Source organism: Pseudomonas sp. GW821-FHT01A09 (assembly GCF_058986725.1).
The window spans coordinates 15,335-41,120 of sequence record NZ_JBYSWB010000008.1 but is presented as its reverse complement, the minus strand read 5'-3'; the positions used below and the strand labels follow the sequence as shown (position 1 = coordinate 41,120).

22 protein-coding genes are annotated in these 25,786 nt (G+C 63.3%); 9 read left to right on the top strand and 13 right to left on the bottom strand.

The genetic code is table 11. The features are described from left to right. Position 1: 1 nt before the first annotated feature. Entirely contained in the window at positions 2 to 1,942 is a 1,941-nt protein-coding gene (locus tag AC3WJP_RS11475) for a RecQ family ATP-dependent DNA helicase (RefSeq protein WP_493721562.1), read from the top strand. A 39-nt stretch (positions 1,943 to 1,981) separates the two neighbouring features. Here the strand turns inward: AC3WJP_RS11475 and AC3WJP_RS11470 are convergent, their stop codons facing one another. The 5 genes from AC3WJP_RS11470 to yrfG form a co-directional block, all read right to left on the bottom strand. Then, positions 1,982 to 2,434: a glycine zipper domain-containing protein gene (locus AC3WJP_RS11470; RefSeq protein ID WP_493721563.1), complete on the bottom strand. Its 453-nt coding sequence runs from the start codon at positions 2,432 to 2,434 to the stop codon at positions 1,982 to 1,984. Positions 2,435 to 2,635: 201 nt separating this feature from the next. Further along, entirely contained in the window at positions 2,636 to 4,972 is a 2,337-nt protein-coding gene (locus AC3WJP_RS11465; RefSeq protein WP_493721564.1) for an FdhF/YdeP family oxidoreductase, read from the bottom strand. After that, entirely contained in the window at positions 4,969 to 5,808 is an 840-nt protein-coding gene (gene fdhD, locus AC3WJP_RS11460; RefSeq protein WP_493721565.1) for a formate dehydrogenase accessory sulfurtransferase FdhD, read from the bottom strand. The genes AC3WJP_RS11465 and fdhD overlap by 4 nt, the downstream gene beginning before the upstream one ends. A gap of 192 nt (positions 5,809 to 6,000) precedes the next feature. After that, entirely contained in the window at positions 6,001 to 6,879 is an 879-nt protein-coding gene (locus AC3WJP_RS11455) for a LysR family transcriptional regulator (RefSeq protein WP_493721566.1), read from the bottom strand. A 117-nt stretch (positions 6,880 to 6,996) separates the two neighbouring features. Continuing rightward, a complete protein-coding gene (gene yrfG, locus AC3WJP_RS11450) occupies positions 6,997 to 7,659 on the bottom strand; it encodes a GMP/IMP nucleotidase (RefSeq protein ID WP_493721567.1) in 663 nt (220 codons plus the stop codon). An 88-nt stretch (positions 7,660 to 7,747) separates the two neighbouring features. On the opposite strand from yrfG, the gene nudE reads away from it, so the two are divergent. Continuing rightward, positions 7,748 to 8,314: an ADP compounds hydrolase NudE gene (gene nudE, locus AC3WJP_RS11445; protein ID WP_493721568.1), complete on the top strand. Its 567-nt coding sequence runs from the start codon at positions 7,748 to 7,750 to the stop codon at positions 8,312 to 8,314. Continuing rightward, entirely contained in the window at positions 8,311 to 9,150 is an 840-nt protein-coding gene (cysQ, locus tag AC3WJP_RS11440; protein WP_493721569.1) for a 3'(2'),5'-bisphosphate nucleotidase CysQ, read from the top strand. The genes nudE and cysQ overlap by 4 nt, the downstream gene beginning before the upstream one ends. A 202-nt stretch (positions 9,151 to 9,352) precedes the next feature. On the opposite strand, the gene AC3WJP_RS11435 is transcribed toward cysQ, so the two are convergent. The 6 genes from AC3WJP_RS11435 to rfbB form a co-directional block, all read right to left on the bottom strand. Continuing rightward, positions 9,353 to 9,823 carry a YiiD C-terminal domain-containing protein gene (locus AC3WJP_RS11435; protein WP_493721570.1) on the bottom strand — a complete coding sequence of 157 codons (471 nt, stop codon included), beginning with the start codon at positions 9,821 to 9,823 and terminating at the stop codon, positions 9,353 to 9,355. Further along, complete coding sequence (locus AC3WJP_RS11430; RefSeq protein WP_493721571.1) at positions 9,820 to 11,208, bottom strand: sigma-54-dependent transcriptional regulator; 1,389 nt, start codon at positions 11,206 to 11,208, stop codon at positions 9,820 to 9,822. The genes AC3WJP_RS11435 and AC3WJP_RS11430 overlap by 4 nt, the downstream gene beginning before the upstream one ends. Next, complete coding sequence (locus AC3WJP_RS11425; RefSeq protein ID WP_493721572.1) at positions 11,205 to 13,019, bottom strand: sensor histidine kinase; 1,815 nt, start codon at positions 13,017 to 13,019, stop codon at positions 11,205 to 11,207. Before AC3WJP_RS11425 ends, AC3WJP_RS11430 begins: the two co-directional genes overlap by 4 nt. An 83-nt stretch (positions 13,020 to 13,102) precedes the next feature. Next, positions 13,103 to 13,648 (bottom strand): dTDP-4-dehydrorhamnose 3,5-epimerase, encoded by a 546-nt coding sequence (gene rfbC, locus AC3WJP_RS11420; protein ID WP_493721573.1) that lies wholly within the window; start codon positions 13,646 to 13,648, stop codon positions 13,103 to 13,105. Next, positions 13,645 to 14,520, bottom strand: a complete 876-nt coding sequence (gene rfbA / locus AC3WJP_RS11415) for a glucose-1-phosphate thymidylyltransferase RfbA (RefSeq protein ID WP_493721574.1) — start codon at positions 14,518 to 14,520, stop codon at positions 13,645 to 13,647. Before rfbA ends, rfbC begins: the two co-directional genes overlap by 4 nt. Further along, complete coding sequence (rfbB, locus tag AC3WJP_RS11410) at positions 14,517 to 15,599, bottom strand: dTDP-glucose 4,6-dehydratase (protein WP_493721575.1); 1,083 nt, start codon at positions 15,597 to 15,599, stop codon at positions 14,517 to 14,519. The genes rfbA and rfbB overlap by 4 nt, the downstream gene beginning before the upstream one ends. Before the next feature lie 210 nt (positions 15,600 to 15,809). On the opposite strand from rfbB, the gene AC3WJP_RS11405 reads away from it, so the two are divergent. The 5 genes from AC3WJP_RS11405 to AC3WJP_RS11385 all read left to right on the top strand — a co-directional run bounded on the left by AC3WJP_RS11405 (position 15,810) and on the right by AC3WJP_RS11385 (position 22,469). Further along, a complete protein-coding gene (locus tag AC3WJP_RS11405) occupies positions 15,810 to 18,740 on the top strand; it encodes an aminotransferase (protein ID WP_493721576.1) in 2,931 nt (976 codons plus the stop codon). A gap of 164 nt (positions 18,741 to 18,904) precedes the next feature. Beyond that, the gene (gene aguA, locus AC3WJP_RS11400) at positions 18,905 to 20,011 is read left to right on the top strand and encodes an agmatine deiminase (RefSeq protein ID WP_493721577.1); all 1,107 of its coding nucleotides are present in this window, start codon (positions 18,905 to 18,907) and stop codon (positions 20,009 to 20,011) included. Positions 20,012 to 20,195: 184 nt separating this feature from the next. After that, positions 20,196 to 20,405, top strand: a complete 210-nt coding sequence (locus AC3WJP_RS11395) for a hypothetical protein (RefSeq protein ID WP_493721578.1) — start codon at positions 20,196 to 20,198, stop codon at positions 20,403 to 20,405. Between the two features lie 299 nt (positions 20,406 to 20,704). Next, complete coding sequence (locus AC3WJP_RS11390; protein ID WP_493721579.1) at positions 20,705 to 21,982, top strand: OprD family porin; 1,278 nt, start codon at positions 20,705 to 20,707, stop codon at positions 21,980 to 21,982. A 259-nt stretch (positions 21,983 to 22,241) separates the two neighbouring features. Beyond that, positions 22,242 to 22,469: a co-regulatory protein PtrA N-terminal domain-containing protein gene (locus AC3WJP_RS11385; protein ID WP_493721580.1), complete on the top strand. Its 228-nt coding sequence runs from the start codon at positions 22,242 to 22,244 to the stop codon at positions 22,467 to 22,469. A gap of 79 nt (positions 22,470 to 22,548) precedes the next feature. Here the strand turns inward: AC3WJP_RS11385 and AC3WJP_RS11380 are convergent, their stop codons facing one another. Continuing rightward, positions 22,549 to 24,519 carry an acyltransferase family protein gene (locus tag AC3WJP_RS11380; RefSeq protein WP_493721581.1) on the bottom strand — a complete coding sequence of 657 codons (1,971 nt, stop codon included), beginning with the start codon at positions 24,517 to 24,519 and terminating at the stop codon, positions 22,549 to 22,551. Between the two features lie 322 nt (positions 24,520 to 24,841). Here AC3WJP_RS11380 and AC3WJP_RS11375 point away from each other — a divergent pair, with 322 nt between their 5' ends. Then, complete coding sequence (locus AC3WJP_RS11375; RefSeq protein ID WP_493721582.1) at positions 24,842 to 25,285, top strand: DUF3828 domain-containing protein; 444 nt, start codon at positions 24,842 to 24,844, stop codon at positions 25,283 to 25,285. Here AC3WJP_RS11375 and AC3WJP_RS11370 read toward each other — a convergent pair. Beyond that, positions 25,282 to 25,707 carry a PACE efflux transporter gene (locus AC3WJP_RS11370; protein ID WP_493721583.1) on the bottom strand — a complete coding sequence of 142 codons (426 nt, stop codon included), beginning with the start codon at positions 25,705 to 25,707 and terminating at the stop codon, positions 25,282 to 25,284. The genes AC3WJP_RS11375 and AC3WJP_RS11370 overlap by 4 nt on opposite strands. Positions 25,708 to 25,786 lie beyond the last annotated feature (79 nt).

Genomic DNA, 25,786 nt, shown 5'->3' with positions numbered 1-25,786 from the left:
CATGCAGGCTACCCTCGAAACAGTGTTCGGCCACAGCCGTTTTCGTCCAGGCCAGGAGGCCGCTATCGGTGCCGTGCTGGCCGGCCGCTCGGCAGCGGCGATTTTTCCGACCGGCTCGGGCAAGTCGCTGTGCTATCAGCTGCCCGCGTTGATGCTGCCGCACCTGACGCTGGTGGTCTCGCCGCTGCTGGCGCTGATGCAGGATCAACTCGCCTTTCTCCATCGGCATGGCGTTGCGGCGGCGAATATCGACTCGGCGCAAACCCGCGAGCAGGCCGCCGAAGTGATGACGCGGGCGCGCTCAGGTGAGTTGAAGATCCTGATGATTTCAGTCGAGCGCCTGAAAAATGAACGGTTCCGTCATTTCCTCCAGCAGGTGTCGATCTCGTTGCTGGTGATCGATGAAGCGCACTGTATTTCCGAATGGGGGCACAACTTTCGGCCTGACTATCTCAAGCTGCCCGATTACCAGCGCCAGTTCAATATTCCCCAGGCATTACTGCTGACCGCCACGGCCACGCCCAAGGTCATCGCCGACATGCAGGCGAAGTTCGCCATTGCCGATGCCGACGTGGTCACTACGGGGTTCTACCGAGCCAATCTCGACTTGCAGGTGGAAGGCGTAGCCGGTGCCGACAAGCCGGCGCGCCTGCTGCAATGGCTGCAGGCACGCCAGGGCCAGGCGGGGATCGTCTACGTCACCCAGCAGAAAACCGCCGAAACCGTGGCTCAGCAGCTGTCGCGCCAGGGTGTGGCGGCGCAGGCCTATCATGCCGGGCTGCCGAACGATCGACGCGATGATATTCAGCGCCGTTTCATGGCCGGAGATATCCAGTGCATCGTCGCGACCATTGCCTTCGGCATGGGGATCGATAAAAGCGACATCCGCTTCGTCGCCCATTTCGATCTGCCCAAGTCGATCGAAAACTACAGTCAGGAAATCGGCCGGGCCGGGCGTGATGGCCAGCCGTCCGAGTGCCTGGTACTGGCCAATCTCGACAGCCTGGCAGTGCTGGAAAATTTCGTTTACGGCGACACGCCGGAGCGCGAAGGCATCGCCGCAGTGCTCGACGATCTTCAGCAGGCGGCCGGCGACGGTCAATGGGAATTCCTGCTGGGGCCCCTGGCCGACCAGAGCAACATTCGTCAATTGCCGCTCAAGACGTTACTGGTGCAGCTCGAACTGCGAGGGATCATTGCGCCGCGCTACAGCTACTTTGCCGAATACCGTTTCAAGTACCTGGTCGAGCCTCAGGCCTTGCTTGAACGCTTCAAGGGCGAGCGACAGGCCTTCGTGGCCTCGATCATCGCGCACTGCCCGCGCGCGCGAACCTGGGCGACGGTGGACTTCGACGCGCTTTACCAGCACGGTGCGGAACGCGCTCGGGTGATCAAGGCACTGGATTACTTCCAGGAGCAGGGCATGATCGAGCTGGAGAGCAAGCACATGACCGAGGTGTACAGCGTGCTCGAGCCGACGTTCGATGCGCAGCTGCTGGGCAACCAGCTCTACGATTACTTCCGCACCCACGAAGGCGCCGAGATCGGCCGCATCCACGCCATGCTGGCGCTGTTTGCCAGCGATCACTGCCTGAGCGCGAGCCTGGCGCGATATTTTGGCGATACCGAGGCGCCAGATGCCTGCGGCCATTGCTCGGTGTGTCGAGGCCAGGTCCCGCAACTGCCCGAGCCGCCCGCCAGGCCGCGGCTGGGCGATATGGTCTTCGTGCAGGAGTGCAGCGAGTTTCTCAATCGTTACCACGAGCATTCGGGCAGCCTGCCGTCGGCTACCCTGGCGACGCGCTTTTTGTGCGGAGTCAGCGTACCGATCTTCACTCGCCTGAAGGCGCGTGCGTTGCCGGGGTATGGGGTGTTGGAAGATTACCCTTATGCCGAGGTGCTGCAGTGGGCTGAATCGGGGTTGGCGAGCTGGGGCGTGTAGCAGGGGAGCAAGGCTGGCGAGCTCCCCAGGCAATCCGGCTTAACGATGACGCCAGTGGTGACGCGGTGGGCGGCCATGGCCGCGGTGATCGCGACGGTCGTCGTGGCCGCGGTAGTTGCGGTTGTCACGGTCGCTTTCGGTACCCATGTAGTTGCCCAGCGCGCCACCGGCACCGCCGCCGGCCGCTGCGCCGATCAACGCACCATTGGTGCCGCCCATGCTGCGGCCGACCACGTTACCGCCCGCCGCGCCCAGCGCGCCGCCGATTGCCGCTTCGCCACGGCTGTGCTTGTTGGCGCCGACTGCGCTGCCAGCCGCACCCCCTACGCCGGCGCCGATGGTCGAACCGGTGCTGCCGCCCAGTTGCTGGCCGACGACCGAGCCTAGAACCCCGCCGAGTGCGCCGCCAATACCGGCTTCAGCCGTGCCGCCCGCAGAGGCAGCCCCGCTGACCAGGGCAAAGGACAACAACAGCATCGAGGAAAGCTTCATGGAGAGGAGTCTCAATGGAATGACGACGCGATCCTGAGGCCCGGTAACAATGCTGACAATATCGAAAAAACCAAAACCGCGACTTGTGCACAGTTCGCTAAACGATTGTTTTGATGATGAAACTTTGTTCGGATTGTGAAGTCTTTTATTCTTCACGAAGGCCTTTTGCATTGCGCAAAAGGCCTTTTTCGTGGGCGCAGATTACAGGATTCGCGCGCTTTGAGCCGCAGCTTCCAGGCGAATGGCGACGAACTTGGAAGTCGGTGTGCTGCTGCCGTCCCCCACGCTTTCCAGCGGGATCAGCGGATTGACTTCAGGATAGTAGGCCGCGGCCTGCCCGGCGGGAATGTCGAACGCCAGCAAGGTGAAGCCATTGACCCGGCGCTCGCGGCCGTCGTCCCACAGCGAGATCAGGTCAGCCTTCTGCCCCGGCCGGAAGCCCAGGCGGATGATGTCCGCCTCGTTGGCGAACAGCACGTCACGCTGGCCACGCACGCCACGGTAGCGGTCATCCAGGCCGTAGATGGTGGTGTTGTACTGATCGTGGGAACGCATCGATTGCATGATCAGGTCCGGGACCTGCCCGGTCGCGCGGACCCGTTCGTGAATGAGATCGGTGGGCAGGGCGTTGGGCTTGAAGTTGGCGCGGCCGCTGGCGGTGCTCCACTTGCGCGCGCCGGCGCTGTTGCCCAGGTAGAAGCCGCCGGGATTTTTCAGGCGCTGGTTGAAGTCCTTGAAGCCCGGAATGGTGTCGGCGATCAGATCACGGATGCGATCGTAGTCGGCCACCAGCCATTTCCAGTCCACCGGCTGCGCGCCCAGGGTCGCGGCGGCGATGCCGGCGATGATGGCCGGCTCCGAATGCATCTGCTTCGACAGCGGTTGCAGTTGACCATTGGAGGCATGGACCATGCTGAAGGAGTCCTCCACGGTCACCGCTTGTGGCCCTTCGCTCTGCAGGTCGATATCAGTGCGGCCCAGGCACGGCAGGATCAGCGCCTGCTTGCCGTGGATGAGGTGGCTGCGGTTGAGCTTGGTGCTGATCTGCACCGTCAGGTCACAGTTGCGCAGAGCCTCGGCGGTGCGGTGGCTGTCCGGTGTGGCTTGCACGAAGTTGCCGCCCAGGCCGATGAACACCTTGGCGCGGCCGTCGATCATCGCGTGGATGGCCTCGACCACGTTGTGGCCATGGCTGCGCGGCACGGTGAACTTGAAGCGCTGTTCCAGAGCATCGAGGAAGAACGCCGGTGGGCGCTCGTTGATGCCCATGGTGCGGTCGCCCTGCACGTTGCTGTGGCCGCGCACCGGGCACAGGCCAGCGCCTGGCGCCCCGACGTTGCCGCGCAGCAGCATCAGGTTGGCGATTTCCTGGATGGTCGCGACCGAGTGGCGATGCTGGGTGATGCCCATGGCCCAGCACATGATGACCTTGTCGGCCTTGACGTACATGCGCGCGGCCAGTTCGATGTCGTCCAGCGTCAGGCCGGACTGCTCGGTGATCTGTTCCCACGAGGTGGCATCGACGGCAGCCAGGTAGTCCAGCACCGACACAGTGTGAGCATTGAGGAAGTCATGGTCGAACACCGATGGGGCATTCTGCGCCTGCGCCTCACGCTCCCACTGCAGGAGGAACTTGGCCATGCCGCGCATCATCGCCATGTCGCCACCCAGAGCCGGGCGGAAGAACGCGGTGTTGGTCGGCTTGTCGCCGTTGGTGAGCATTTCCAGCGGGTGCTGCGGGTGCTGGAAGCGTTCCAGCCCGCGCTCCTTGAGCGGGTTGATGCACACCACCTGAGCGCCACGTTCCACCGCTTCGCGCAGCGGTTCGAGCATGCGCGGGTGGTTGGTGCCGGGGTTCTGGCCCCAGACGAAAATCGCCTCGGCATGCTCGAAGTCGTCGAAAGTCACCGTGCCTTTGCCGACCCCGACGCTTTGCGACAACGCCACGCCGCTGGCCTCGTGGCACATGTTCGAGCAATCGGGGAAGTTGTTGGTGCCGTAGGCGCGCACGAACAGTTGATACAGGTAAGCCGCCTCGTTGCTGGCCCGGCCCGAGGTGTAGAACTCGGCCTGATCCGGGCTGGTGAGGTTGAGCAGGTGCCGGGCAACCAGGCCGTAGGCGTTTTCCCAGGTGATGGGCTGATAGCGATCGGTCTCGGCGTCGTAGACCATCGGCTCGGTCAGCCGGCCCTGGTATTCGAGCCAGTAGTCGCTCTGTTCCAGCAGCGAGGTGACGCTGTGCTTGGCGAAGAAGGCGCTATCGACACGACGCTTGGTGGCTTCCCAGTTGACTGCCTTGGCGCCGTTCTCGCAGAACTTGACCATGCCGCTTTCCGGGGAATCGCCCCAGGCGCAACCGGGGCAGTCGAAACCGCCGTTCTGGTTGGTCTTGAGCATGGTGCGGATGTTTTTCAGGGCGTTGTCGCTGGTCAGCCAGGCTTGGGTCACGCTGATCAGTGCGCCCCAGCCGCCGGCCGCGCCTTTGTAAGGCTTGTAGCGCGGGGTCGGGGTCTTGTCGGCTTGGTGGTGAGTGGTCACGCTGATTTCTCCATCGCAGGGCTATAGACCCGCGGCGCACTGTGGTGCGGCAGGTGGATGAGATTGAGGTTGTGGCGGCGCGCCCATTGCAGGGCCAGGCCGGTGGGGGACGACAGGCTGACGAGTGTCTGGATGCCGGCCCGCAGGACTTTCTGGATCAATTCCAGGCTGCAGCGACTGGTCACCACGGCAACGCCGCCGGTGGTGTCGATGCGTTGGCGCAGCAAGGCGCCGATGAGTTTGTCGAGGGCGTTGTGGCGGCCGATGTCTTCACGACCGAGCAGCAACTCGCCACGCCCATCCATGAAGATGGCGGCATGCACGGCGCCGCAATGCTGGCCCAACGGCTGGAAGTCGCTGATGCGCTGACGCAGGCCGTCGAGCCAGTGGGCGGGCGGCAGAGGCGCGCCGGGCAAGACCTTGAGCTCGGGCAACGCCTGTTCGACGGCTTCCACGCCGCACAGGCCGCAGCCGCTGGTGCCGGCCATCTGCCGGCGTTGATCCTTGAGGTTCCAGAAGGCGCGGCTGGCGATCTCGACCTCGGCCTGTTGCGCCGCGCCACAGCCGCTAAGCTTGATGTCGTAGATTTCTTCAGGGCTGGCGATCAGGCCGCTGCCGATACTGAAGCCGACGATGAAGTCTTCGAGGTCGGTGGGGCTGACCAGCATGACCGCCTGGCTGATGCCGTTGTAGGCAATGGCCAGCGCCACCTCTTCGGCCAGCGCGTTAGTGGTTTCACCTTCGTGATCGAGGGTGCAGAAGCTGTATTCCTGACTGGCGGCAGCGGCTGCCGTGGAAAAGCTGGACGCCGCGGGGGCCGGGCGTTTGGCATTCATCGCAGTTACCGGCTGGAAGATAGGCTAAAGCCTAGGCCTGCCAAGCGGTGGCGTCTAATCGCTAGTACCGATGCGCCGATAGATGGCGTCGATGAAGCCCGCAGCAATGAGGCGCCGTCCGGACAATGGCCATGTCAGCGTGCCGTGCTTCACGCATCGAATCCCAGGCGAACCTGCTCGCTGCTTCGCGATTCAGGACATTTCTCGACACAGCGTAAAACAGGCCTCTGCCAGCGCCGAGCGTGGCGCGCTGCGGCGCATGATCAAGCCCAGGCCGGCGAGGGTATGGGCTTCGGCGATGGGTTGCAGGCGCAGGTGCTCGGTCAGGGCATCAAGGCCGCCATTGAGCGGCATCACCGCACAGCAAAGTCCACCATGCACGGCTTGCAGCAACTGATGAACGGCATCGGTTTGCAGCAGAAACGACGGATTCAGGCCGCGGCTATGGAAGTTGTGATCCATGGACTGGCGAAAATGCATGCCGCTGGTGAGCGCCGCCAGCGGCAACTGCGCCAGGGCCTCCCAGCTCAGGGGCGCATCGCCGAAGTCGAAGTGGCGCTGATCGTAAAGCAGGCCCATGCGGGTTTCGTCCAGCGCCAGGGACTCGAAGCGCTCGGCGTCGAGTCGCTCCAGATAGGACACGCCGATATCGAGCTGGTTGCTGGCAAGCTGTTCGAGGATCTGCTCGGAGCTCAAGGCGCTGAGTTCGAAGCGCAGATTGGGATGCTGGTCGTGCAAGCGATGCAGCAGCGGCAGCGGATCGAAACTCGACAAGGGCACCACGCCCAGGCGCAAAGTGCCCACCAGGTGCCCGCGACAGGCCGCCGCCTCGGCCTGCAGCCCGTCGTAGGCCGCCAGCACCGTGCGCGCCCAGGCCAGCACCCGTTCGCCGGGGGCGGTGAAGCCCTCGAAGCGCTGGCCGCGGTTGACCAGTTGCAACTCCAGCTCATCTTCGAGGTTGCGCAGGCGCATCGACAGGGTTGGCTGGGTGATGTGACAGCGCGCAGCGGCCTGGCCGAAATGCCGGGTTTCGTCGAGGGCGATGAGGAACTTGAGTTGTTTTATGTCCATGTTTTCACTCTGTAGCGAGGGGGCTTGCCCCCGATTGCGGCATCTGGCCGTGCCGAGCATGTTGGCCATATCGACTCGGCCTGGCTTTTTTTGGGGGCAAGCCCCCCCGCTACCGGGTCAAAGGCCTTTGATCAGCTCGCGGTAATCTTCCACCGCATCGAATTCCTCAGTGTCCTTGGGGCCTTTCTTGCTGTCGGGCTCGCGCACCGCCAGCAGGTGCCCGACCCCGAATGCGCGGGCACTGCGCAGGATCGGCAAGGTGTCATCGATGAACAGGCTGCGCGCCGGGTCGAAGGCGATATCGGCCTGCAGCGCATCCCAGAACTGCTGGGTTTCCTTGGGATAGCCGTAGTCGTGGGAGCTGATCAGGCGCTCGAAATAAGGCGCCAGCTCGATGCGCTCCATTTTCAGCGACAGTGAGTCGCGGTGGGCATTGGTGATCAGGATCACCCGTTTGCCGGCATCGCGCACTGCGGCCAGAAAGGTATCGGCATCGGGCCGCAGAGCGATCAAATGCGCGGTCTCGACTTTGAGCTCTTTGACCGACAGATTCAGCTCGGCACTCCAGTGATCCAGGCAGTACCACGTCAGCTTGCCGGCATTGCGCTCGAACAACGGATGGATTTCCAGCTCGGCCATGGCGCGGCTGACGCCATGCAGCTCGGCATAGCGCTGGGGCAGGTGCTCCATCCAGAAATGATTGTCGTAGTGCAGATCGAGCAGGGTGCCGTCCATGTCGAGCAGCACGGTGTCGATGTCATGCCAGGCGAGGGGAGCCATAAAGATTCTCGGGCAATGGATTGGTTCGATGGCCTTTGCAGGCAAAAGCCACGGTATAGTAACCCGTTCACGCTCAGGAGCCGCCCCCATGCGCCAGAAACCTATCGCCCTTTCCCGCGAGATCGTCGCCAGTAGCCGTCTATTCCGTGTTGAACAGGTGGAATTGAGGTTCAGCAACGGCGTCGAGCGCACCTACGAACGTCTGGTCGGGCGTGGCACCGGCCATGGCGCAGTGATGATCGTGGCGATGATCGACAGCGACCATGCCTTGCTGATCGAGGAATACTGCGGCGGTACCGACGAATACGAGCTGTCCTTGCCCAAAGGCTTGATCGAGCCGGGCGAAGACGTGCTGGCGGCGGCCAATCGTGAACTCAAGGAAGAGGCCGGCTACGGCGCGCGGCAATTGGAGCATCTCACCGAGCTGTCTTTGTCGCCGGGCTACATGAGCCAGAAAATCCAGGTGGTGCTGGCCTCCGACCTCTATGAGGAGCGCCTCGAAGGCGACGAGCCTGAGCCGATGCGCGTCGATCGGGTCAATCTGCGCGAGCTGGCGAGCCTGGCTCAGCACCCGCAATTCTCCGAGGGGCGGGCGCTGGCGGCGTTGTATCTGGCGCGGGATCTGCTGACTCAGCGGGGCAGCTTCCAGCCATGAGCCATGCCCTCGCGCCTCAACACGCCCATCCACTGCTGGCGGGCGTCATCGCCCTGGCCCACCGCGCTGGCGAAGCGATTCTGCCGTTCTGGCGCGCGGGCGTCGAAGTGAAAGCCAAGGCTGATGATTCGCCGGTCACGGCGGCGGACCTGGCGGCTCACCATGTCATCGTCGCCGGGTTGAAGGCGCTGGCGCCGGATATCCCGATTCTCTCGGAAGAGGACGCCGATATCCCGCTGAGCGTGCGTCAGGGCTGGCAGCGCTGGTGGTTGGTCGATCCGCTGGACGGCACCAAGGAGTTCATCAGCGGCAGCGAAGAGTTCACCGTCAATATCGCCTTGGTAGAGCAGGGGCGGATCGTGTTCGGCGTGGTGTCGATGCCCACCAATGGCCGCTGCTACAGCGGTGGCGCCGGGCTGGGTGCGTGGCGTAGCGACAAGGATGGCGAGAGCAAGGCCATTACCGTACGTAACCAGCCACCGGCGGGCAGCCCGTTGGTGGTGGTCGCCAGCCGCCGTCATTCGAGCCCCGAGCAGGAGCGCTTGCTGGAAGGGTTGAAGGCGGACATGGGCGCGCTGGAACTGGCCAATATCGGTAGCTCGCTGAAATTCTGCCTGCTGGCCGAGGGGGCTGCGGATTGCTACCCGCGCCTGGCGCCGACCTCGCAGTGGGATACCGCGGCGGCGCAAGGGGTGCTGGAAGGGGCGGGCGGTGAAGTGCTGGAAGTCGACGGCTCGCCGTTCCGCTATCCGGCGCGGGAATCACTGCTGAATCCGTTCTTCATGGCCTTGCCCGCGGCGGCGCCTTGGCGTGGAGCTCTGCTTAAACATCTTTGAGTTGATCGGTGCGCTTGCGGGCGCTTTCGCGGGCAAGCCCTGCTCCCACAGGTGTGTGGCTGTGAGAATCTATGGTCCTGCGCAAACCGTGCCGGCCCCTTCGCCAGCAAGCTGGGCTCCCACAGGTGTACAGCTCAGGCCCGGTTTGAACTGTGGGAGCGAAGCTTGCTCGCGAAGGGGCCGGTCGTTTCAGCCTGATTGTTCAGCGGTGCAGCACATATTGCCCGCTGAACCGTACAGCATCCTCGTCGCTCCCCTCATTGCTGATCCGCGTTTCCAGAGTGATCCGCGCCCGGCCGCGGCGCTGGTAGGTGGTGATGAAGCGCTGCCAGACTGCCGCTTCCGGCATTTCGCAGTGGGCGATGCCAGCCCCGCGCACCGCCTGTGGATAACTGATCTGCCCTTCCTGGATGACGATATGGCCGTCCTCGATGCCGGCATCGCGCAGGCTCAGGTATAGCCAGCCCCAGCCCACCAGCACCGCGCCGCAGTACAGGCTGCCGCCGAACATGGTGTTCTTGTGGTTGACGTTAGGCGCCAGCGGCAGCCGCAGGCGCAATACCTGCGCTTGCCAGCTCAGCACCTCCATCTGCATCTGGGCGGTCAGCGGGATATCGTGGTGCAGCACCTGCTGCAGGTATTCGACGGCGTTCATCAAGGGTTCCTGGCTCATGAGTCGGAATCTTCACCGCTGGCGAAAATCAGACCGTGTTTGCGCAATTTGTCATGCAGCGTCTTGCGCGGCAGGCCCAGGGCTTCGGCCAGGCTGCGCATGGAAGTGTGGTGTCGCGCCATCTCGGCGGCGATCAGCGCGCGCTCGAAGTGCTCGACCTGCTCGCCTAGCCCACCCTGGATAACGCTCGGGGCATTGCCGGGCGGTTCATGCGCCGGCACGTCGAGCTCCAGCTCGAGGCCCAGGGCGAAACGTTCGGCAGCGTTCTGCAACTCGCGAACATTGCCCGGCCAGCCGTGGCGCAACAACAGTGCGCGCTGGCCCGGGCCCAGAGAGTGCGGCAGCAGGCCATGGCGGTCGCTGGCGGCATCGGCGTAGTGCTGGAACAGCATCAGCACGTCCTCGCCACGCTCGCGCAGTGGCGGAATGCGCAGGTTGGCGACGTTCAGGCGATAGTACAGGTCGGCGCGGAAGCGCCCTTGATCGGCGGCGTGACGCAAGTCCTCCTTGGTGGCGGCTATCACGCGGATGTCGAGCCGAATCTGCTGATTGCCCCCCAGGCGCTCGACCACCCGCTCCTGCAGCAGGCGCAGGAGCTTGACCTGCACATCGAGGCTCATGCTTTCGATTTCATCGAGGAACAAGGTGCCGCCGTTGGCGAACTCGAACTTGCCGATACGGCGCTTCTGCGCGCCGGTAAAGGCTCCAGGTTCGTGGCCGAACAGTTCGCTCTCGACCACCGACTCGGCCAGCGCCCCGGCGTTGATGGCCACGAAGGGCCCAGCGCGGCGGTTCGACAGGTCGTGCAGGGCGCGGGCGACCACTTCCTTGCCGGCGCCGGTTTCGCCGAGGATCAACACATCGGCCTTGGTCGCGGCCAGGGCGCCGATCTGCTCGCGCAGGCGAGTCATCGACGGCGATTGCCCCACCAGCCGCGTGCTCAGTGCCTGGCGATCACTCAAGGCCAGGCGCAGGCTGCGGTTGTCGAGCACCAGCCGGCGCAGGGCCAGGGCACGGCGCACACTGTCGAGCAGCGCATCGCTGGCGAAGGGTTTTTCCAGAAAGTCGTAAGCCCCGGCGCGCATGGCCTGCACGGCCAAGGGCACGTCGCCGTGACCGGTAATCAGCAACACCGGCTGTTCGGCATCCTGGGCGTGCAGTTGTTCGAGCAGTTGCAGGCCGTCGATGCCCGGCATGCGGATATCGCTGACCACCACCCCGGGCCAGTCACGCTCGATGCGCTCGGCCAGACCACGGGCGTCGGCCAACGGCACGATTTTCAGGCCGGCGAGGTCGAGCGTCTGGGTCAGAGCCTGGCGCAGGTGTTTGTCGTCATCGATCAATACCACCTGGATCTGACTGTCGATGATCGGCTCATGGCTCATACCGAGAGATCCTCCGGTGGTTGCAGATTGACGCCCGGTTCGGCGGCGCGCAGGCGCAGGGTCAGCAGAGCGCCGCCCTGGGGATGATTGGCGAGCACCAGCTCACCGCCCAGGGCGCCGATCAGGGTATCGCAGATCGCCAGCCCGAGGCCAAGGCCCTGGGTGCGGGTCTTGGTGGTGAAGAAGGGTTCGCGCGCCCGTGCCAGCGCGACGCTGCTGAAACCCGGGCCGTTGTCGCGAATGCTCAAGTTGATGCCGTCGGCGGTTTGCTCGGCGCTGATCCACAGGCAGCGCGGATTGGCCTTTTCGGTCAGCGCATCGAGGGCGTTGGCCAGCAGGTTGCCGAGGATCTGGCGCAGGCGCGTTTCGCCGGCCTGCACCCACAGGGTGGCATCCGGCACATCGCGGATCAGCTCCACGGCCATGGCCCGGCGGCGTTTGCCGAGCAGCGCCAGGGCATCGTCCAGTGCCGGCTGCAGGGCCACGCTTTCCGGGGCGTGATGGTCGCGCCGGGCAAAGGCGCGCAGGTGGGCGATGATCGAGGCCATGCGCCCGGTCAATTCGTTGATCAGCTTGAGGTTGCCGCGGGCGTCGTCGGTGCGTTGATGGTCGAGCAGCACCTCGGCGTTCTCGGCGTAACTGCGGATGGCCGCCAGCGGTTGATTGAGCTCGTGGCTGATGCTCGCCGACATGGTCCCCAGCACCGAAAGCTTGCCGGCCTGAACCAGCTCGTCCTGAGCCTGCACGAGGTTTTGCTGGGCCTCCTCGCGGATCAGCACTTCCTGTTTCAGCCGGCTGTTGAGGCCTTCCAGCGCGCTGGTCCGCTCGATCACGCGTTTCTCCAGCTCGTGGCGGGCCTTGGTGTCGAAGTTGATGCGGTCCAGGTAGTGACGCCGGCGCTGCATCATCAGGCCCAGCAACAACATCAGCACCAGCAGGGTGGCGCCGCCGACGGCGACCACGGTGCGCACCGGGCGGTCGATCAAGGTGCGGGGGGCGAGGATGCTGACGTTCCAGCCGGTCTCGCCGATGCTCTGGGTCTGGGTGACCCAGGCACCGTTGTCCAGGTGCAGCGGCTGCGGTTCGCGGGTTGGGTAGGGTTGTACCTCGGCGATGCTCTGGCGCTCGGCGTCGCTGAGCGTGCGGGTGGCCTTGAAGCGCCAGTCGGGCCGCGAAGTGAGGATGACCACGCCGTTGTTGTCGGTCAGCAGCAGTTGCTCGGGGGTATTGCCCCAGAGGGTTTCGGTGTGGTCCAGATCGACCTTGACCACGAACACGCCGATCACCTGGTTGCCTTCGCGCACGGGCGCGGCGAAAAAGTAGCCGCGTTTGGCCGAGGTGGTGCCCAGGCCGAAGAATCGACCCATCTGCCCGGCCAGCGCATCCCGGAAATACGGACGAAAGGAGAAGTTGCGGGCGATGAAACTGTCCTTGTGATCCCAGTTGGAGGCGGCCAGCGTCAGGCCGTTGGCGTCCATGAGGTACATCACTTCGGCGCCGGTCTGGCGCGCGATGGCCTTGAGCAGGTGGTTGGCGTTGTCCACCGTGGTCGCCGACGCCGGGGCAGCGAGGGTCTGGCGCAGTGCGGGCAGGTCGCCGAGGATCTGCGGCAGCGTTTCGTAGCGGTGCAGGGTGCCCAGCAGGTTGGCCACGTAGAGGTCGAGAGTCTGGCGATTCTGGCTGGCGAGTTCGCTGCCATAGTAGCGCTCGGCCAGGCGTTGCAACGGCCACAGCAGCGGCGCCAGGCAGATCGCCAGGATCGCCAGGCTGCGCCAGCGAGGGCGGCGCGGGAGAATAGGGGTCTTGTTCATGGAAAGCCGGATACGCCGAAAACTGACGACGCATTATGCGCTACTGCCGGGCGCCAAGGCACCCGACGGTCACGCAGGCAGGCTCAGGCGAACAGCTCGGCATCCTTCAACAACATGCCGGCCTGATCCTTGGCCGACAGTTGCGGCGCCTGGCTCAGTTGCCAATCGATGTTCAACGTCGGGTCATCCCAGCGGATGCAGCGCTCGGCACTCGGCGTGTAGTAGTCGGTAGTCTTGTAGAGGAACTCGGCGGTGTCGCTGAGTACCACGAAGCCATGGGCGAAACCTGCTGGAATCCACAGTTGGCGGAAGTTCTCCGCCGACAGCTCGACGCCCACCCATTGGCCGAACGTCTTCGATGCACGGCGGATATCCACGGCGATGTCGAGCACGCTGCCCTGAGTCACGCGCACCAGTTTGCCTTGGGGATTTTCGATCTGATAATGCAGGCCGCGCAGCACGCCCTTTTGCGAGCGTGAGTGGTTGTCCTGCACGAACTCGACGTCGACACCGGTCGCTTCCCGAAAGGCCGCGGCATTGTAGCTTTCGTAGAAAAACCCGCGATCATCGCCAAAGATCCTGGGCTCGATGATAAAGACGTCGGGGATTTCGCACGCAATGGCTTTCATCGCTTCTCTCCGGCCAGGGCGAACAGGTATTGGCCGTAGCCCGTCTTGCCGAACGCCTTGGCGCGCACCAGCAGTTGTTCACGGTCGATCCAGCCGTTCTGGTAGGCGATTTCTTCCAGGCAGGCGACTTTCAGGCCCTGACGGTGCTCGATCGTCTGTACGTACTGGGACGCTTCGAGCAGGCTGTCGTGGGTGCCGGTGTCGAGCCAGGCGAAGCCGCGTCCGAAGCGTTCGACGCGCAGATCGCCGCGTTGCAGGTAGGCGTTGTTGACGTCGGTGATTTCCAGCTCGCCCCGAGGCGACGGCTTGACCGCCTTGGCGATCTCGACCACGTCGTTGTCGTAGAAATACAGGCCGGTCACGGCATAGCTGGATTTCGGCTGGGCGGGTTTTTCCTCGATCGACAGCGCGCGGCCGTCTTCATCGAAGTCGATGACGCCGAAGCGCTCAGGATCCTTGACCCAGTAACCGAATACCGTGGCGCCCTTATCGGCAGTTGCCGCGCGTTGGAGCTGATCGCTGAAGTGCTGGCCGTGGAAGATGTTGTCGCCGAGGATCAGGCACACCGGATCGTTGCCGATGAATGCCTCACCGATCAGGAACGCCTGAGCCAGGCCATCCGGCGCGGGTTGCTCTGCGTACTGGATGCTGATCCCGAACTGGCTGCCGTCGCCCAGCAACTGGCGGTATTGCGGCAGATCGACCGGGGTGGAAATCAGCAGGATTTCGCGGATACCGGCCAGCATCAATACCGAGATCGGGTAGTAGATCATCGGCTTGTCGTAGATCGGCAGCAGCTGCTTGGAGACCCCCAGGGTGATGGGGTGCAGGCGGGTGCCGGAGCCACCCGCCAGAACGATACCTTTGATCATGCGAGCAGATCCTTGTGTTCAGTCATGCCCAGGCGTTGGCCCTGATAGCTGCCATCCTGGACGCGGCGGCACCATTCGAGGTTGTCGAGGTACCACTGCACGGTCTTGCGCAGGCCGCTCTGGAAGGTTTCTTCCGGCACCCAGCCTAGTTCCCGTTCGATCTTGCCGGCATCGATGGCGTAGCGCAGGTCGTGGCCGGGGCGGTCCTTGACGAAGGTGATCAGGTCGGCGTAATTGGCTACGCCCGCCGGGCGTTGAGGCGCCAGTTCTTCGAGCAGGGCGCAGATGCTGCGCACCACGTCGATGTTCTTCTGCTCGTTGTGACCGCCGATGTTGTACGTCTCGCCGACCACGCCCTCGGTGACGACCTTGAACAACGCCCGGGCGTGATCTTCGACGTACAGCCAGTCGCGCACTTGCAGGCCGTCGCCGTAGACAGGCAGCGGCTTGCCGGCCAGGGCATTGAGGATCACCAGCGGAATGAGTTTTTCCGGGAAGTGGTACGGGCCGTAGTTGTTCGAGCAGTTGGTGACCAGCACCGGCAGCCCGTAGGTGCGCTGCCAGGCCCGGACCAGGTGGTCGGACGCCGCCTTGCTGGCCGAGTAGGGCGAGCTGGGCGCGTACGGGGTGGTCTCGAGGAACAGGTCGTCGACGCCGTGCAGGTCGCCATACACCTCGTCGGTAGAGATGTGGTGGAAGCGAAACGCCTCGCGCTCGGCGGCCGGCAGCGTCTGCCAGTAGGCGCGGGTGGCCTCCAGCAGGCTGTAGGTGCCGACGATGTTGGTCTGGATGAAGTCCGACGGGCCGTCGATGGAGCGATCGACATGGGACTCGGCCGCCAGGTGCATGATCGCATGGGGGGCGAAACGCTTGAGTACGGCGCTGACGCTCGCCTGGTCGGCGATGTCGGCCTGCACGAACTCGTAGCGGCTGTTGCTGGCAATGGCGGTCAGGGACTCGAGATTGCCGGCATAGGTGAGTTTGTCGAGGTTGAGCACTTCGTGTTCGGTGTTGCTGATCAGGTGGCGCACAAGGGCTGACCCAATGAAGCCGGCACCGCCTGTAACCAGAATTCGCATGTAATCGCCTTTATCCTTAACCGGCTGCAAGCCATTTGCCGCATAGATTGTGGGCAATGACAAAGCGGTGCAAGCGGCAATCGTCTCAAACTGCAATGGCAAGGTTCCCTGATTGCAAATTGACATTTATGCCGGTCCAGTCACTGTCGGGCTTGCGCCGCGCGCCCGCCCACGGCGATATTGGCGCCTGAAAATCGCCGAGGTCACGCCATGCCGCTCACTACGCTGATGCAACGTTCCGGTTTGCCGGCGCCGCAGGTCGATCCCGAACAGGCGCGGCGCCTGCTGCACGAGCATTACGGCATGAGCGCCAGCGTCGAGCGCCTGGGCAGTCAGCAGGATGTCAATTTTCGAGTCGAGACCCTGGCCGCCGACGGGGCCGCGAAGCGTTACGTGCTGAAAATCTGTCATGGCAGCTACGCCGTCGACGAGCTGCTGGCCCAGCATGAAGCCTTGGCCCGTCTGGCCGAGCTCGGGCTGCAGGTGCCCGGTGTGGTCGCCGCCTTGAACGGCGAGTCGCTGCTGTCCCTCAGTGTAGGCGGGCAACCGCTGCGGGCGCGCCTGCTGGACTATATGGACGGCAGCCCGCTGACCGCTCAGGCCCACCTCGGCCCGTTGCAGTTTGCGCGACTGGGGCGAGCCTGCGCCGAGGTCGATATCGGCCTGGCGGACTTCCAGCATCCGGGCCTCCAGCGCACCCTGCAGTGGGACCCGCGCCATGCGCAATCGCTGATCAGCCACTTGCTGCCAGTCCTCACCGACCCGGTGCGCCGTGCCCGGGTGGCCCTGGCCAATGATCAGGCGGCGCAACATCTGCAACCGCTGCTGGCCAGCCTGCCGGTACAGGCGGTGCACCTGGACATCACCGATGACAACACCCTGTGGCAGCGCGACGCGCAGCGCCAATGGCAACTGCGGGGCATCATTGACTTCGGCGATGTGCTGCGTACCTGGCGTATCGCCGACCTGTCGGTGACGTGCGCGGCGCTGTTGCATCATGTCGGCGGTGAGCCATTCGCGCTGCTGCCGGCCATTGCCGCGTACCACGCCGCCAACCCCCTGCAGGTCGAGGAGCTGCGCGCGCTGTGGCCGATGATCGTGGCCCGCGCGGCGGTGTTGGTGGTGAGCAGCGAGCAGCAGCTGCAGGTCGACCCCGAGAATGCCTATATCCGCGCCAATCTCGCCCATGAATGGGAAATATTCGACGTCGCCACTTCGGTGCCCTTCGAGCTGATGGAAGTCGCCATCCAGCAATGTGCCGGCCTGGAGCCGGTATGGCCGGCGCCCCTGGCGATGTCCGCGCTGCTGCCTGAGCTCGATGCTGAAAGCGTGCGCCGGGTCGATCTGGGCGTACTCAGCCCTTGGTTCGAAGCCGGCAACTGGGAAGCGCCGCTGATCGACCGGCAGATTCTCGCCGAGCAGGCGGGCAGCCATGGCTGCGCCAGCTCGCTGTATGGTGAATATCGGTTGTCCCTGACGCGTATCGATTGCGCCTTGGCGCCGGCCAGCTGCGCGCTGCATGTGGAGTTGCACCTGCCCTTGGACAGCGTCGTGCATGCGCCTTTCTGTGGCGTGCTGGAGGCCGTGCCCGACGGGCTGCGACTGGTGGGCGACGGTGCGAGTCTGTACCTCTCGGGTGTGCAGATATCGGCCGGCGAAGCGGCGGCCAATCGCGGTGTTGCCCAAGGGCAGTTCCTGGGCCGGACCGACGGCGTGTTGCGCGTGCAGCTGTGCCGCATGGCCTGGGTTACCCCACCGTTGTTCACCACCGCCCTGCGGGCCAGCGCCTGGCAGGCTCTTTGTCCTTCGCCCAAGGCGCTGCTGGGGTTCGATTGCGACGCACCGCCCGCAGTGGACGCCGCGCAGCTGCTGCAGCGCCGCGACGCCAGCTTCGCGCGCTCGCAAAAGCACTATTACCAGGCGCCACCGCACATCGAGCGTGGCTGGCGCAACCATCTGATCGACATGCAGGGCCGCTCGTACCTGGACATGCTCAACAATGTCGCGGTGCTCGGCCATGGGCACCCGCGCATGGCCAGCGAGGCGGCGCGGCAATGGTCATTGCTCAATACCAACTCGCGTTTTCACTACGCCGCCATCGCCGAGTTTTCCGAGCGTCTGCTGGCACTGGCGCCATCGGGGATGGATCGGGTGTTTCTGGTCAACAGCGGCACCGAGGCCAACGATCTGGCCATTCGCCTGGCCTGGGCCGCCAGTGGCGGACGCGACATGCTCAGCGTGCTGGAGGCCTATCACGGCTGGTCGGTTGCCACCGATGCCATCTCGACCTCGATTGCCGACAACCCCCAGGCCTTGAGCACGCGGCCGGATTGGGTGCATCCGGTCACTGCGCCCAACACCTATCGCGGCACATGGCGCGGCCCGCAGAGCGCCGCGGCCTATGTTGCCGATGTCGACGCCACCCTGGCCAAGCTCAGCGCCCAAGGCCGCCAGGTGGCGGGGTTCATCTGCGAGCCTGTATACGGCAACGCCGGCGGTATCGCGCTGCCGCCCGGCTATCTGCAACAGGTCTATGCCAAGGTGCGCGCCTTGGGCGGCGTGTGCATCGCCGATGAAGTGCAAGTCGGCTATGGCCGGCTCGGTGAGCATTTCTGGGGGTTCGAAGAACAGGGCGTGGTGCCCGATATCATCACCATGGCCAAGGGCATGGGCAACGGCCACCCCCTCGGCGCGGTGATCACCCGCCGGGACATTGCCGAGGCGCTGGAGGCCGAGGGGTACTTTTTTTCTTCGGCCGGCGGCAGCCCGGTCAGTTGCCGCATCGGCCTGGCGGTGCTCGACGTCATGGAGCAGGAGCGACTCTGGGATAACGCCCGGGACGTCGGCAGGCATTTCAAGGCGCGGCTGCAAGCGCTGATCGATGATCATCCGCTGGTGGGGGCGGTGCACGGCTCGGGTTTCTATCTTGGGCTGGAGCTGGTGCGTGACCGCCAGACGCTGGAGCCCGCCACGCTGGAGACGGCCGCACTGTGCGATCGCCTGCTCGATCTGGGGATTTTCATGCAGCCGACCGGGGATTATCTGAATATCCTCAAGATCAAACCGCCAATGTGCACCACCCGACAAAGTGTCGACTTCTTTGTGGACTGCGTGGCGCAAGTGTTGTCAGAAGGACTGTAGCGAGGGGGCTTGCCCCCGAAAATAGCGAAAATACTCAAGATTTTGATCGGCTGTATATTTTTCGGGGGCAAGCCCCCTCGCTACAGCCGGGTGTCAAAGCCGATATTTATCGGTTATAAGGTGGCTATTATTTGCTCAACCCTTCGCTGGAGATTTCGCCCGCCATGACCACGCTTACCAGCACGCCCCGCGCCGATGGCTTTCACATGCCCGCTGAATGGGCCCCGCAGACCCAAGTCTGGATGATCTGGCCCGAGCGCCCGGACAACTGGCGCCTGGGCGGCAAGCCGGTGCAGGCTGCCCATGTGGCGCTGGCCAAGGCCATCGCGCGCTTCGAGCCGGTGACCGTGGCGGTCAGTGCGGCGCAGTACGACAACGCCCGCGCGCGCCTCGACGTGCCGAACATCCGCGTGGTCGAAATCAGCAACGACGACGCCTGGATGCGCGATACCGGTCCAACCTTCGTCATCAACGACAGCGGCGAAGTGCGTGGCGTCGACTGGGCATTCAACGCCTGGGGCGGCTTCGACGGCGGCTTGTACAGCCCGTGGAACCGCGATGAGCAACTGGCCAGCAAGGTCATGGAAATCGAGCGCTGCCCGCGCTATGTCACCGAAGGCTTCGTGCTCGAAGGCGGCTCCATCCATGTCGACGGCGAAGGCACCCTGGTGACCACCGAGGAATGCCTGCTCAACCGCAATCGCAACCCGCACCTGACGCGCGAGCAGATCGAAGCGGTGTTGTCCGAGCACCTGGCGGTGGACAAGATCATCTGGCTGCCCGACGGCTTGTACAACGACGAAACCGACGGCCATGTGGACAACTTCTGCTGTTACGTGCGCCCCGGTGAAGTGTTACTGGCCTGGACCGACGATCCCCAGGACCCCAACTACCCGCGCTGCCAGGCAGCCATGAAGGTGCTGCAGGCCAGCAAGGACGCCAAAGGCCGCTCCATTACAGTGCACAAGATGCCGATTCCGGGCCCGCTGTATGCCACTGAAGAAGAGTGCGCTGGCGTCGACCTGGTGGCCGGAACGCAGGAGCGCAACCCCAGCGTGCGGCTCGCTGGCTCCTACGTGAACTTCCTGATCATCAATGGCGCAATCATTGCCCCGAGCTTCGACGACCCTCTCGACGAAACCGCTCGCGCCCTGCTGCAGCAGCTGTTTCCGGAGCATGAAGTGGTAATGGTGCCTGGCCGCGAACTGTTGCTGGGCGGTGGCAATATCCACTGCCTGACCCAGCAGCAGCCAGCCCCCGCCCGCGTCTGAAGCTGACCGCTCGATCAGCCCGCCACGGTTCGCCGTGGCGGGCTTTTTTGTATTCGCGGTGCTACCTGGGGCGGCGCTGGCACAGCTTTTGTATTCCTCCTGATTCAAGATTCATGTTGGAACCCGTCGCGGTTCTGTCATGAAGCCCCCGTATTTTGGCCACTCTATCTGGGAGAGTGACTTTATGAACCCAAGCGATATGACCGTGGCGCGATCTTCCGTCCTCAATGGCGAGGCCATGCAGCTGCTGGCGCACTGGCTAAGACGTAATGGTAATGAGGACCAAACGAGCGGTCATAACCGGCGCCAGCAAATGGCCGAACGTTACCCTGTCGGCTTGCTCACCGATGATGAGCTGGACGCCTTGCTGGCCGCCACCTGCCGCTCAAACTAGAGGCGGCGCGCACTTCCCGCGTCGCGGCCGGCATCCGATGTTGACTGTTACATCAGGTAATTCATCCCCTGCGTAGTAGCCCTGCCGCAAATTGACACCCCCCCGACCCATCGCTAGGATGCCCGCCTCGCCTTTGGCCCTTGCCATTGGCGCTGGTTTTTCAGCTCGCCCTGTGGCGAGCTTCGTCGTTTTCGATACGGCGACGTGCCTGGGAGGGCATCGGTAAAAACGGGCGCGGCAGGGCAGACCCACGAGGTTGCCGCAGGCGTATAAAAAAATATCAAAATAGGGACACACACATGTTCAACACAAGGATCTGCCTGGTTGCACTGGGCATCATGGCGGCCACTCAGGCCGTCGCCAGCGAGCAATCCGACTCGAAGGGATTCGTTGCCGACAGCACCGCCAACGTACTGCTGCGTAACGCCTACATCAACCGTGACTACAAGAACCGGCCGAGCACCGAGAAGGACAAGGCCGAATGGGGCCAGGCCTTCATCGGTACCTTCAGCTCGGGTTTCACCCAGGGCACCGTGGGCGTCGGCCTCGATGCATTCGGTCTGTACGCGCTGCGTCTGGACGGCGGCAAGGGTAAAAGCGGCGCCGGTGGCATCGACTTCTTCAAGCAGGACAGCAACGGCGACGCCGCGCGCGACCTGTCCCGTGCCGGTGCTGCGATCAAGTTCCGCGTGTCCAACACCGTGCTGAAATACGGCGACATGATGCCGTCCCTGCCGCTGCTGCAATACGACGACTCGCGTCTGCTGCCAGAAAGCTACACCGGCACCATGATCACCTCCAAGGAGATCAAGGGTCTGGAAATCAACGCCGGTCACTTCACCGAAGAAGCGCGCAAGAGCGCGACCGGTCGTGACAGCGGTGGTCTGAAGCAGATCGACGTACTGGGCGGCAGCTACACCTTCAACGACCAACTCAAGGGCTCGTTGTATGGCATGAACGTGCAGGACATCTACAAGCAGCAGTACCTGGGCCTGACCTACGTACAGCCGCTGTCCAAGGATCAATCCCTGACGCTGGACTTCAACGGCTACCGGACTGACCTGTACCGCGACTTCGCCGCCACTCAAGGTGGCGACACCAACCGGATCTGGAGCCTGGCCGCCACTTACGCCACTGGCCCGCACTCGTTCACCCTGGCTCACCAGCGCAGCAGCGGCAACGCCGGCTACCCGTACGGTGGCTACCAGAACAACGGCGGCGTGGGTAACGGTGGCAACTCCATCTACCTGAGCAACTCCTACTGGTCGGACTTCAACGGTGAAGACGAGCGCTCCTGGCAAGTGGCTTACGGTCTGGACTTCAGCACCTTCGGCATGCCTGGCCTGACCTACAAAGTCGCCTACGTGCGCGGTGACAACATCCACACCGACAACGGCGATGGTTCCGAGCGCGAGCTCTTCAACCAGCTGCAATACGTGGTGCAGAGCGGTGTTGCCAAGAACCTGAAACTGCGTGCGCGCAGCTCGTTCCTGCGGGTCGACAACAGCGTTCAGGATTACAACCACGGTGGTAACGAATACCGTCTGTTCGTGGAATACCCGATCAGCATCTTCTAAGGCTGAAACGGTATGAAAAGGCGCCACCCCGCTCCGGGCTGGCGCCTTTTTCATGCCTGCCGACTTCATCCTCAAGCGCCCGCAGCTTAAAGTTTTTGTAAAAAATGCCCATTTTGCTCAGGTACGTGAGGATTTGTTGTTTTGTCAGAGTGTCGAGCCTGGGGTGAACTAGGGGTCAGGTTTGCGGATGCATGATCAATCCCGCAGCCGTCCATGTCGGACTTTCTCGGCTACGGACACTCTAACCAGGAGATCCACCATGAAAACTTCACATGCCTTCATTGCCCTTGCCTTGCTGTGCGCCTCTGCCGGCGCCATGGCTGAAGACGGTGCCTCGCGCGTCGACAAGCAGATGAACGATGCCCGCATCGTTGCCATGCAGCATTACGACGATACCCACGATGCTTCAAAGGTTGCGCATCAGGACAACCACGCGCAGCAGCGTACTGGCGACAAAGCCGTCCAGGTCGAGAATCAACAGGGCTGACTGGGCGTTGTGCAGCAAAAAGGGCTCGTCTTCCAGGACCGGCCCTTTTTTCATGTTGGGGCTATGGGTTAAACAAGCTTCATTTAGTGCCGACCAACACCGGGTCCGTCATCAGCACCTTGCGCAAGGGCTCTAGCAAGCGGGCTGCGCCGGTGACGCTGAGGTGGTTGTCGTCGACATAGAAGTAATTCTCCCCCTGGCTGATGGTGCAATGGCTGCCATCACAGAACGACGATTTGCTGTTTATCAGCGTCAGATCCCCCGACGCCGTCACCTGCCGCAGCACCTGCTCGGCGCCGCGGTCCCAGTCATCGATCACCTGCTCGGGGATCTGCGGGCCGAGGGTCTTGCTGACCGTGATGACGTGGCCGAACATCTGGATATCCGGCACCTGCTCCATGACGAACAGCCGCGTCTGCGGGGAGTGCGCCTTGAACCAGGCCACGGTGTTGTCGAGCCCCCGCGCCTCGATGCCCTCAGGCGGCAGCGATGGGCTGGTTTCGTTCTCCAACTCCAGCAAGTGATGCTTGTGCTGCAGCACGTTCTTGCGCTGCCAGCCATGCAGGTACACGGTCCAGCGGCCCACCAGCAGCAGCTTCTCGGGCTTGAGCCTGGCCACCTCGCGGGCATAGCTTTCGATTTCTCCCGGCTCGTCGCAGCCTTTGGCTTCGCCGATCCCGTCGTAACGGCGCAGGCCGATCATCGGTGGGCAACCGGGCACTGAAATCACCGTGACGGTGTAGTCGGCGTTCTTCTCGAAGGCACCGATCATCGGCAGCGCATGAGAGTCGCCCCACACCACCAACTGACGCGGCCCACTGCCGATGCGCTTGCAGCTGACCGTGGGGTTGCTGGAGGCGAATTGGCAGCCGGCGACGTCCGGGTTGATTACTTCCACCACGTTATAGCGCACCGCCAGTACCGTTCCGCAGGCCAGCATCAGCAGCAGCCCGGCGCCGGAGGCCCAGAACACCTGGCGTCGGGAGATGCTCTTGCTGACGCGCAATGGCGTCTCGACGTACTTCCAGGTCAGCCAGGCGAGGCCGAACACCCCCAGCACCATCAACGCGAAGATCCAGCTGTCGTACGCCATGAGCTGATACGGCGATAACCGGTACAGCGCGAACAGGGGTTGATGCCACAGGTAAGCGCTGTACGACACCAGGCCGATGGCAACCAGCGGCTTGAGTGCCAGCACCCGGCCCACCAGGCAGCGGCTGTTGGCGAAGAGGATGACCAAGGCCGTGCCCAGCACCGGCACGGCGGTGTAGAGGCTGGGGAAGGGCGTGTCCTCGTCGAAGGCGAAGATCGAATAGACGATCAAGCCCATGCCGATCACCGCCAGGCCACCATCCACCAGCGCCGAAATGAACGGCGCATCGCGCTGGGGCCGCAGTCGCAGGCTGGTGATGGCCACCAGCGAGCCGGCGAGCAACTCCCAGGCGCGGGTCGGCAGCATGTAGAAATTGCCCACCGGGTGGTAGATCGACGCCCATTGCGCCAACGCCAGCGAGCCCAGGGTGGCCAGCAGCACCACAGCACCGGTGGCGCGCTTCCACAGGCTCCAGAGCATCAGCAACAGCAGCGGGAAGAAGATGTAGTACTGCTCCTCGACCGCCAGGCTCCAGGTATGCAGCAGCGGTTTTTCCCCGGCGGCCGGGTCGAAGTAGGCGTTGTTGGTCCAGAAGAACAGGTTCGACACAAAGGCCGCCACCGACATCATGCTGCGCCCCAGATTGCTCAAGTCGCGGTCGATCATCCACAACAAGGCAAAGGGCAAGGTCACTGCAATGATCAGAAACAGCGCCGGCAGGATGCGCCGCGCCCGCCGTTCATAAAACCCCAGGATCGAGAAACGCCCCTCGTCGAGACCCTTGGCCAGAATGCTGGTGATCAAGTAGCCGGAAATCACGAAAAAGATATCCACCCCGACGAAGCCGCCCGAGAACAACGCGAAGCCCGCGTGAAACCAGATAACCGGCAGCACGGCGATCGAGCGCAATCCGTCGATCTCCGGTCGATAGAACGATCGGTGCAGTTTGGCGTCCATCTTGACTCTCCCCAGAGTGCGTTGGCTGAGGGCGGCCCGTCTGCATAGGAGACGGAAATCACCCGCGCAGGAGCATGCATAAGGGGCGCAATGGCGTATGTCAATTTGCTAACTTTTTGCGGTTTCAAACAGCGTTAAAGTCAAATTAACGACGTGATTTCAATCTATGACGGGCGTGCAAGCCCGGCCTGCTGGGGGATTGGCGCACAGGCGTTGACGCGTGGGCAATTAGCATGGAATCTTTGCGGATTCGCGCCAAGGAAGGGCCAGTGTCGCAACGGAGTTGTTTTTCAATCATCTTTATCTGTCTGGAAGACCCTTCATGAAGCGTTTGATCGCCCTGTTGGCACTTGCCGCTGGCCTGCACCTCGCCCCCGCTGTCGCCGACGACCAAGGCTCGCCGAAACAGACCACTGAAGCCTTTTACAAGTGGTACGTGAAGAGCCTGGCGGATAACAAAGTGCCGCTGGACGATGATGTCGAGCACCTTAAAGGCTTTGTGGCGGACAGCCTGATCAAGGACATCGACAAACAGGCCAAGAGCGAAGATGGGCTGGAAGAGGACTACTTCATCAAGTCCCAGGATTACGATGACTCCTGGCTGACCAGCGTCAAGGTCGCGGACCTCGGCACCAAGGGCGCCGCCGCCAAGGAGAGCGTGGTACTGGGCACCACCGAAGACAACGCCCAGCGCTTGACCGTGCTTTTGAGCAAAGGCAAGGACGGCTGGCGGATTACTTCGGTGGAGATCGTGCCGGAAGACTAAGCGCCTTTGGCCGACGCCGGGACGTCGAACACTTTGTCGAAGCAGTATTGAAAGACAAACGAATAGATCAGAAAAAAACCCAGCAACGCCAGATCGGTCAACAGCGCTTGCTGCAAGGAAATATCCAGCCACCAGGCAATGAACGGAATCAGCAACAGCGCCAGCCCGCCTTCGAAACCCGTGGCATGTATCGCCCGGCGCATGAAGTTGCGGCTGCGCTGGCGCTGGCGTGCCTCCCAGTACTCGAACAGGGCGTTGTAGGCCATGTTCCATACCAGCGCGAACGCGGACAGCAACAGTGAAAACACCCCCGAATAGCGCAGATCGCTGTGATAGCCATAGGCGATCGCGGGGGCGATGAATAACAAGGCGATCGCCTCGTAAGTGATGGCTTGGAAGATCTTTCTGACCGGGCCTTGCATGGCTTCGCTCCGTGGCGCGTTATCTGGCCGCCACTATTGCTGCGCTTCCCGAGCCCGGGCAATTCAGATAAATTCAGTT

Coding starts and splice junctions, on each gene's coding strand:
- yrfG (WP_493721567.1), bottom strand. CDS start 7,659: ATGGCTCCCCTCGCCTGGCATGACATCGACACCGTGCTGCTCGACATG.
- AC3WJP_RS11470 (WP_493721563.1), bottom strand. CDS start 2,434: ATGAAGCTTTCCTCGATGCTGTTGTTGTCCTTTGCCCTGGTCAGCGGG.
- AC3WJP_RS11455 (WP_493721566.1), bottom strand. CDS start 6,879: ATGGACATAAAACAACTCAAGTTCCTCATCGCCCTCGACGAAACCCGG.
- rfbB (WP_493721575.1), bottom strand. CDS start 15,599: ATGCGAATTCTGGTTACAGGCGGTGCCGGCTTCATTGGGTCAGCCCTT.
- AC3WJP_RS11435 (WP_493721570.1), bottom strand. CDS start 9,823: ATGAGCCAGGAACCCTTGATGAACGCCGTCGAATACCTGCAGCAGGTG.
- AC3WJP_RS11390 (WP_493721579.1), top strand. CDS start 20,705: ATGTTCAACACAAGGATCTGCCTGGTTGCACTGGGCATCATGGCGGCC.
- fdhD (WP_493721565.1), bottom strand. CDS start 5,808: ATGAATGCCAAACGCCCGGCCCCCGCGGCGTCCAGCTTTTCCACGGCA.
- AC3WJP_RS11370 (WP_493721583.1), bottom strand. CDS start 25,707: ATGCAAGGCCCGGTCAGAAAGATCTTCCAAGCCATCACTTACGAGGCG.
- rfbA (WP_493721574.1), bottom strand. CDS start 14,520: ATGATCAAAGGTATCGTTCTGGCGGGTGGCTCCGGCACCCGCCTGCAC.
- cysQ (WP_493721569.1), top strand. CDS start 8,311: ATGAGCCATGCCCTCGCGCCTCAACACGCCCATCCACTGCTGGCGGGC.
- AC3WJP_RS11475 (WP_493721562.1), top strand. CDS start 2: ATGCAGGCTACCCTCGAAACAGTGTTCGGCCACAGCCGTTTTCGTCCA.
- rfbC (WP_493721573.1), bottom strand. CDS start 13,648: ATGAAAGCCATTGCGTGCGAAATCCCCGACGTCTTTATCATCGAGCCC.
- AC3WJP_RS11430 (WP_493721571.1), bottom strand. CDS start 11,208: ATGAGCCATGAGCCGATCATCGACAGTCAGATCCAGGTGGTATTGATC.
- AC3WJP_RS11395 (WP_493721578.1), top strand. CDS start 20,196: ATGAACCCAAGCGATATGACCGTGGCGCGATCTTCCGTCCTCAATGGC.
- AC3WJP_RS11425 (WP_493721572.1), bottom strand. CDS start 13,019: ATGAACAAGACCCCTATTCTCCCGCGCCGCCCTCGCTGGCGCAGCCTG.
- aguA (WP_493721577.1), top strand. CDS start 18,905: ATGACCACGCTTACCAGCACGCCCCGCGCCGATGGCTTTCACATGCCC.
- AC3WJP_RS11405 (WP_493721576.1), top strand. CDS start 15,810: ATGCCGCTCACTACGCTGATGCAACGTTCCGGTTTGCCGGCGCCGCAG.
- AC3WJP_RS11385 (WP_493721580.1), top strand. CDS start 22,242: ATGAAAACTTCACATGCCTTCATTGCCCTTGCCTTGCTGTGCGCCTCT.
- AC3WJP_RS11380 (WP_493721581.1), bottom strand. CDS start 24,519: ATGGACGCCAAACTGCACCGATCGTTCTATCGACCGGAGATCGACGGA.
- nudE (WP_493721568.1), top strand. CDS start 7,748: ATGCGCCAGAAACCTATCGCCCTTTCCCGCGAGATCGTCGCCAGTAGC.
- AC3WJP_RS11375 (WP_493721582.1), top strand. CDS start 24,842: ATGAAGCGTTTGATCGCCCTGTTGGCACTTGCCGCTGGCCTGCACCTC.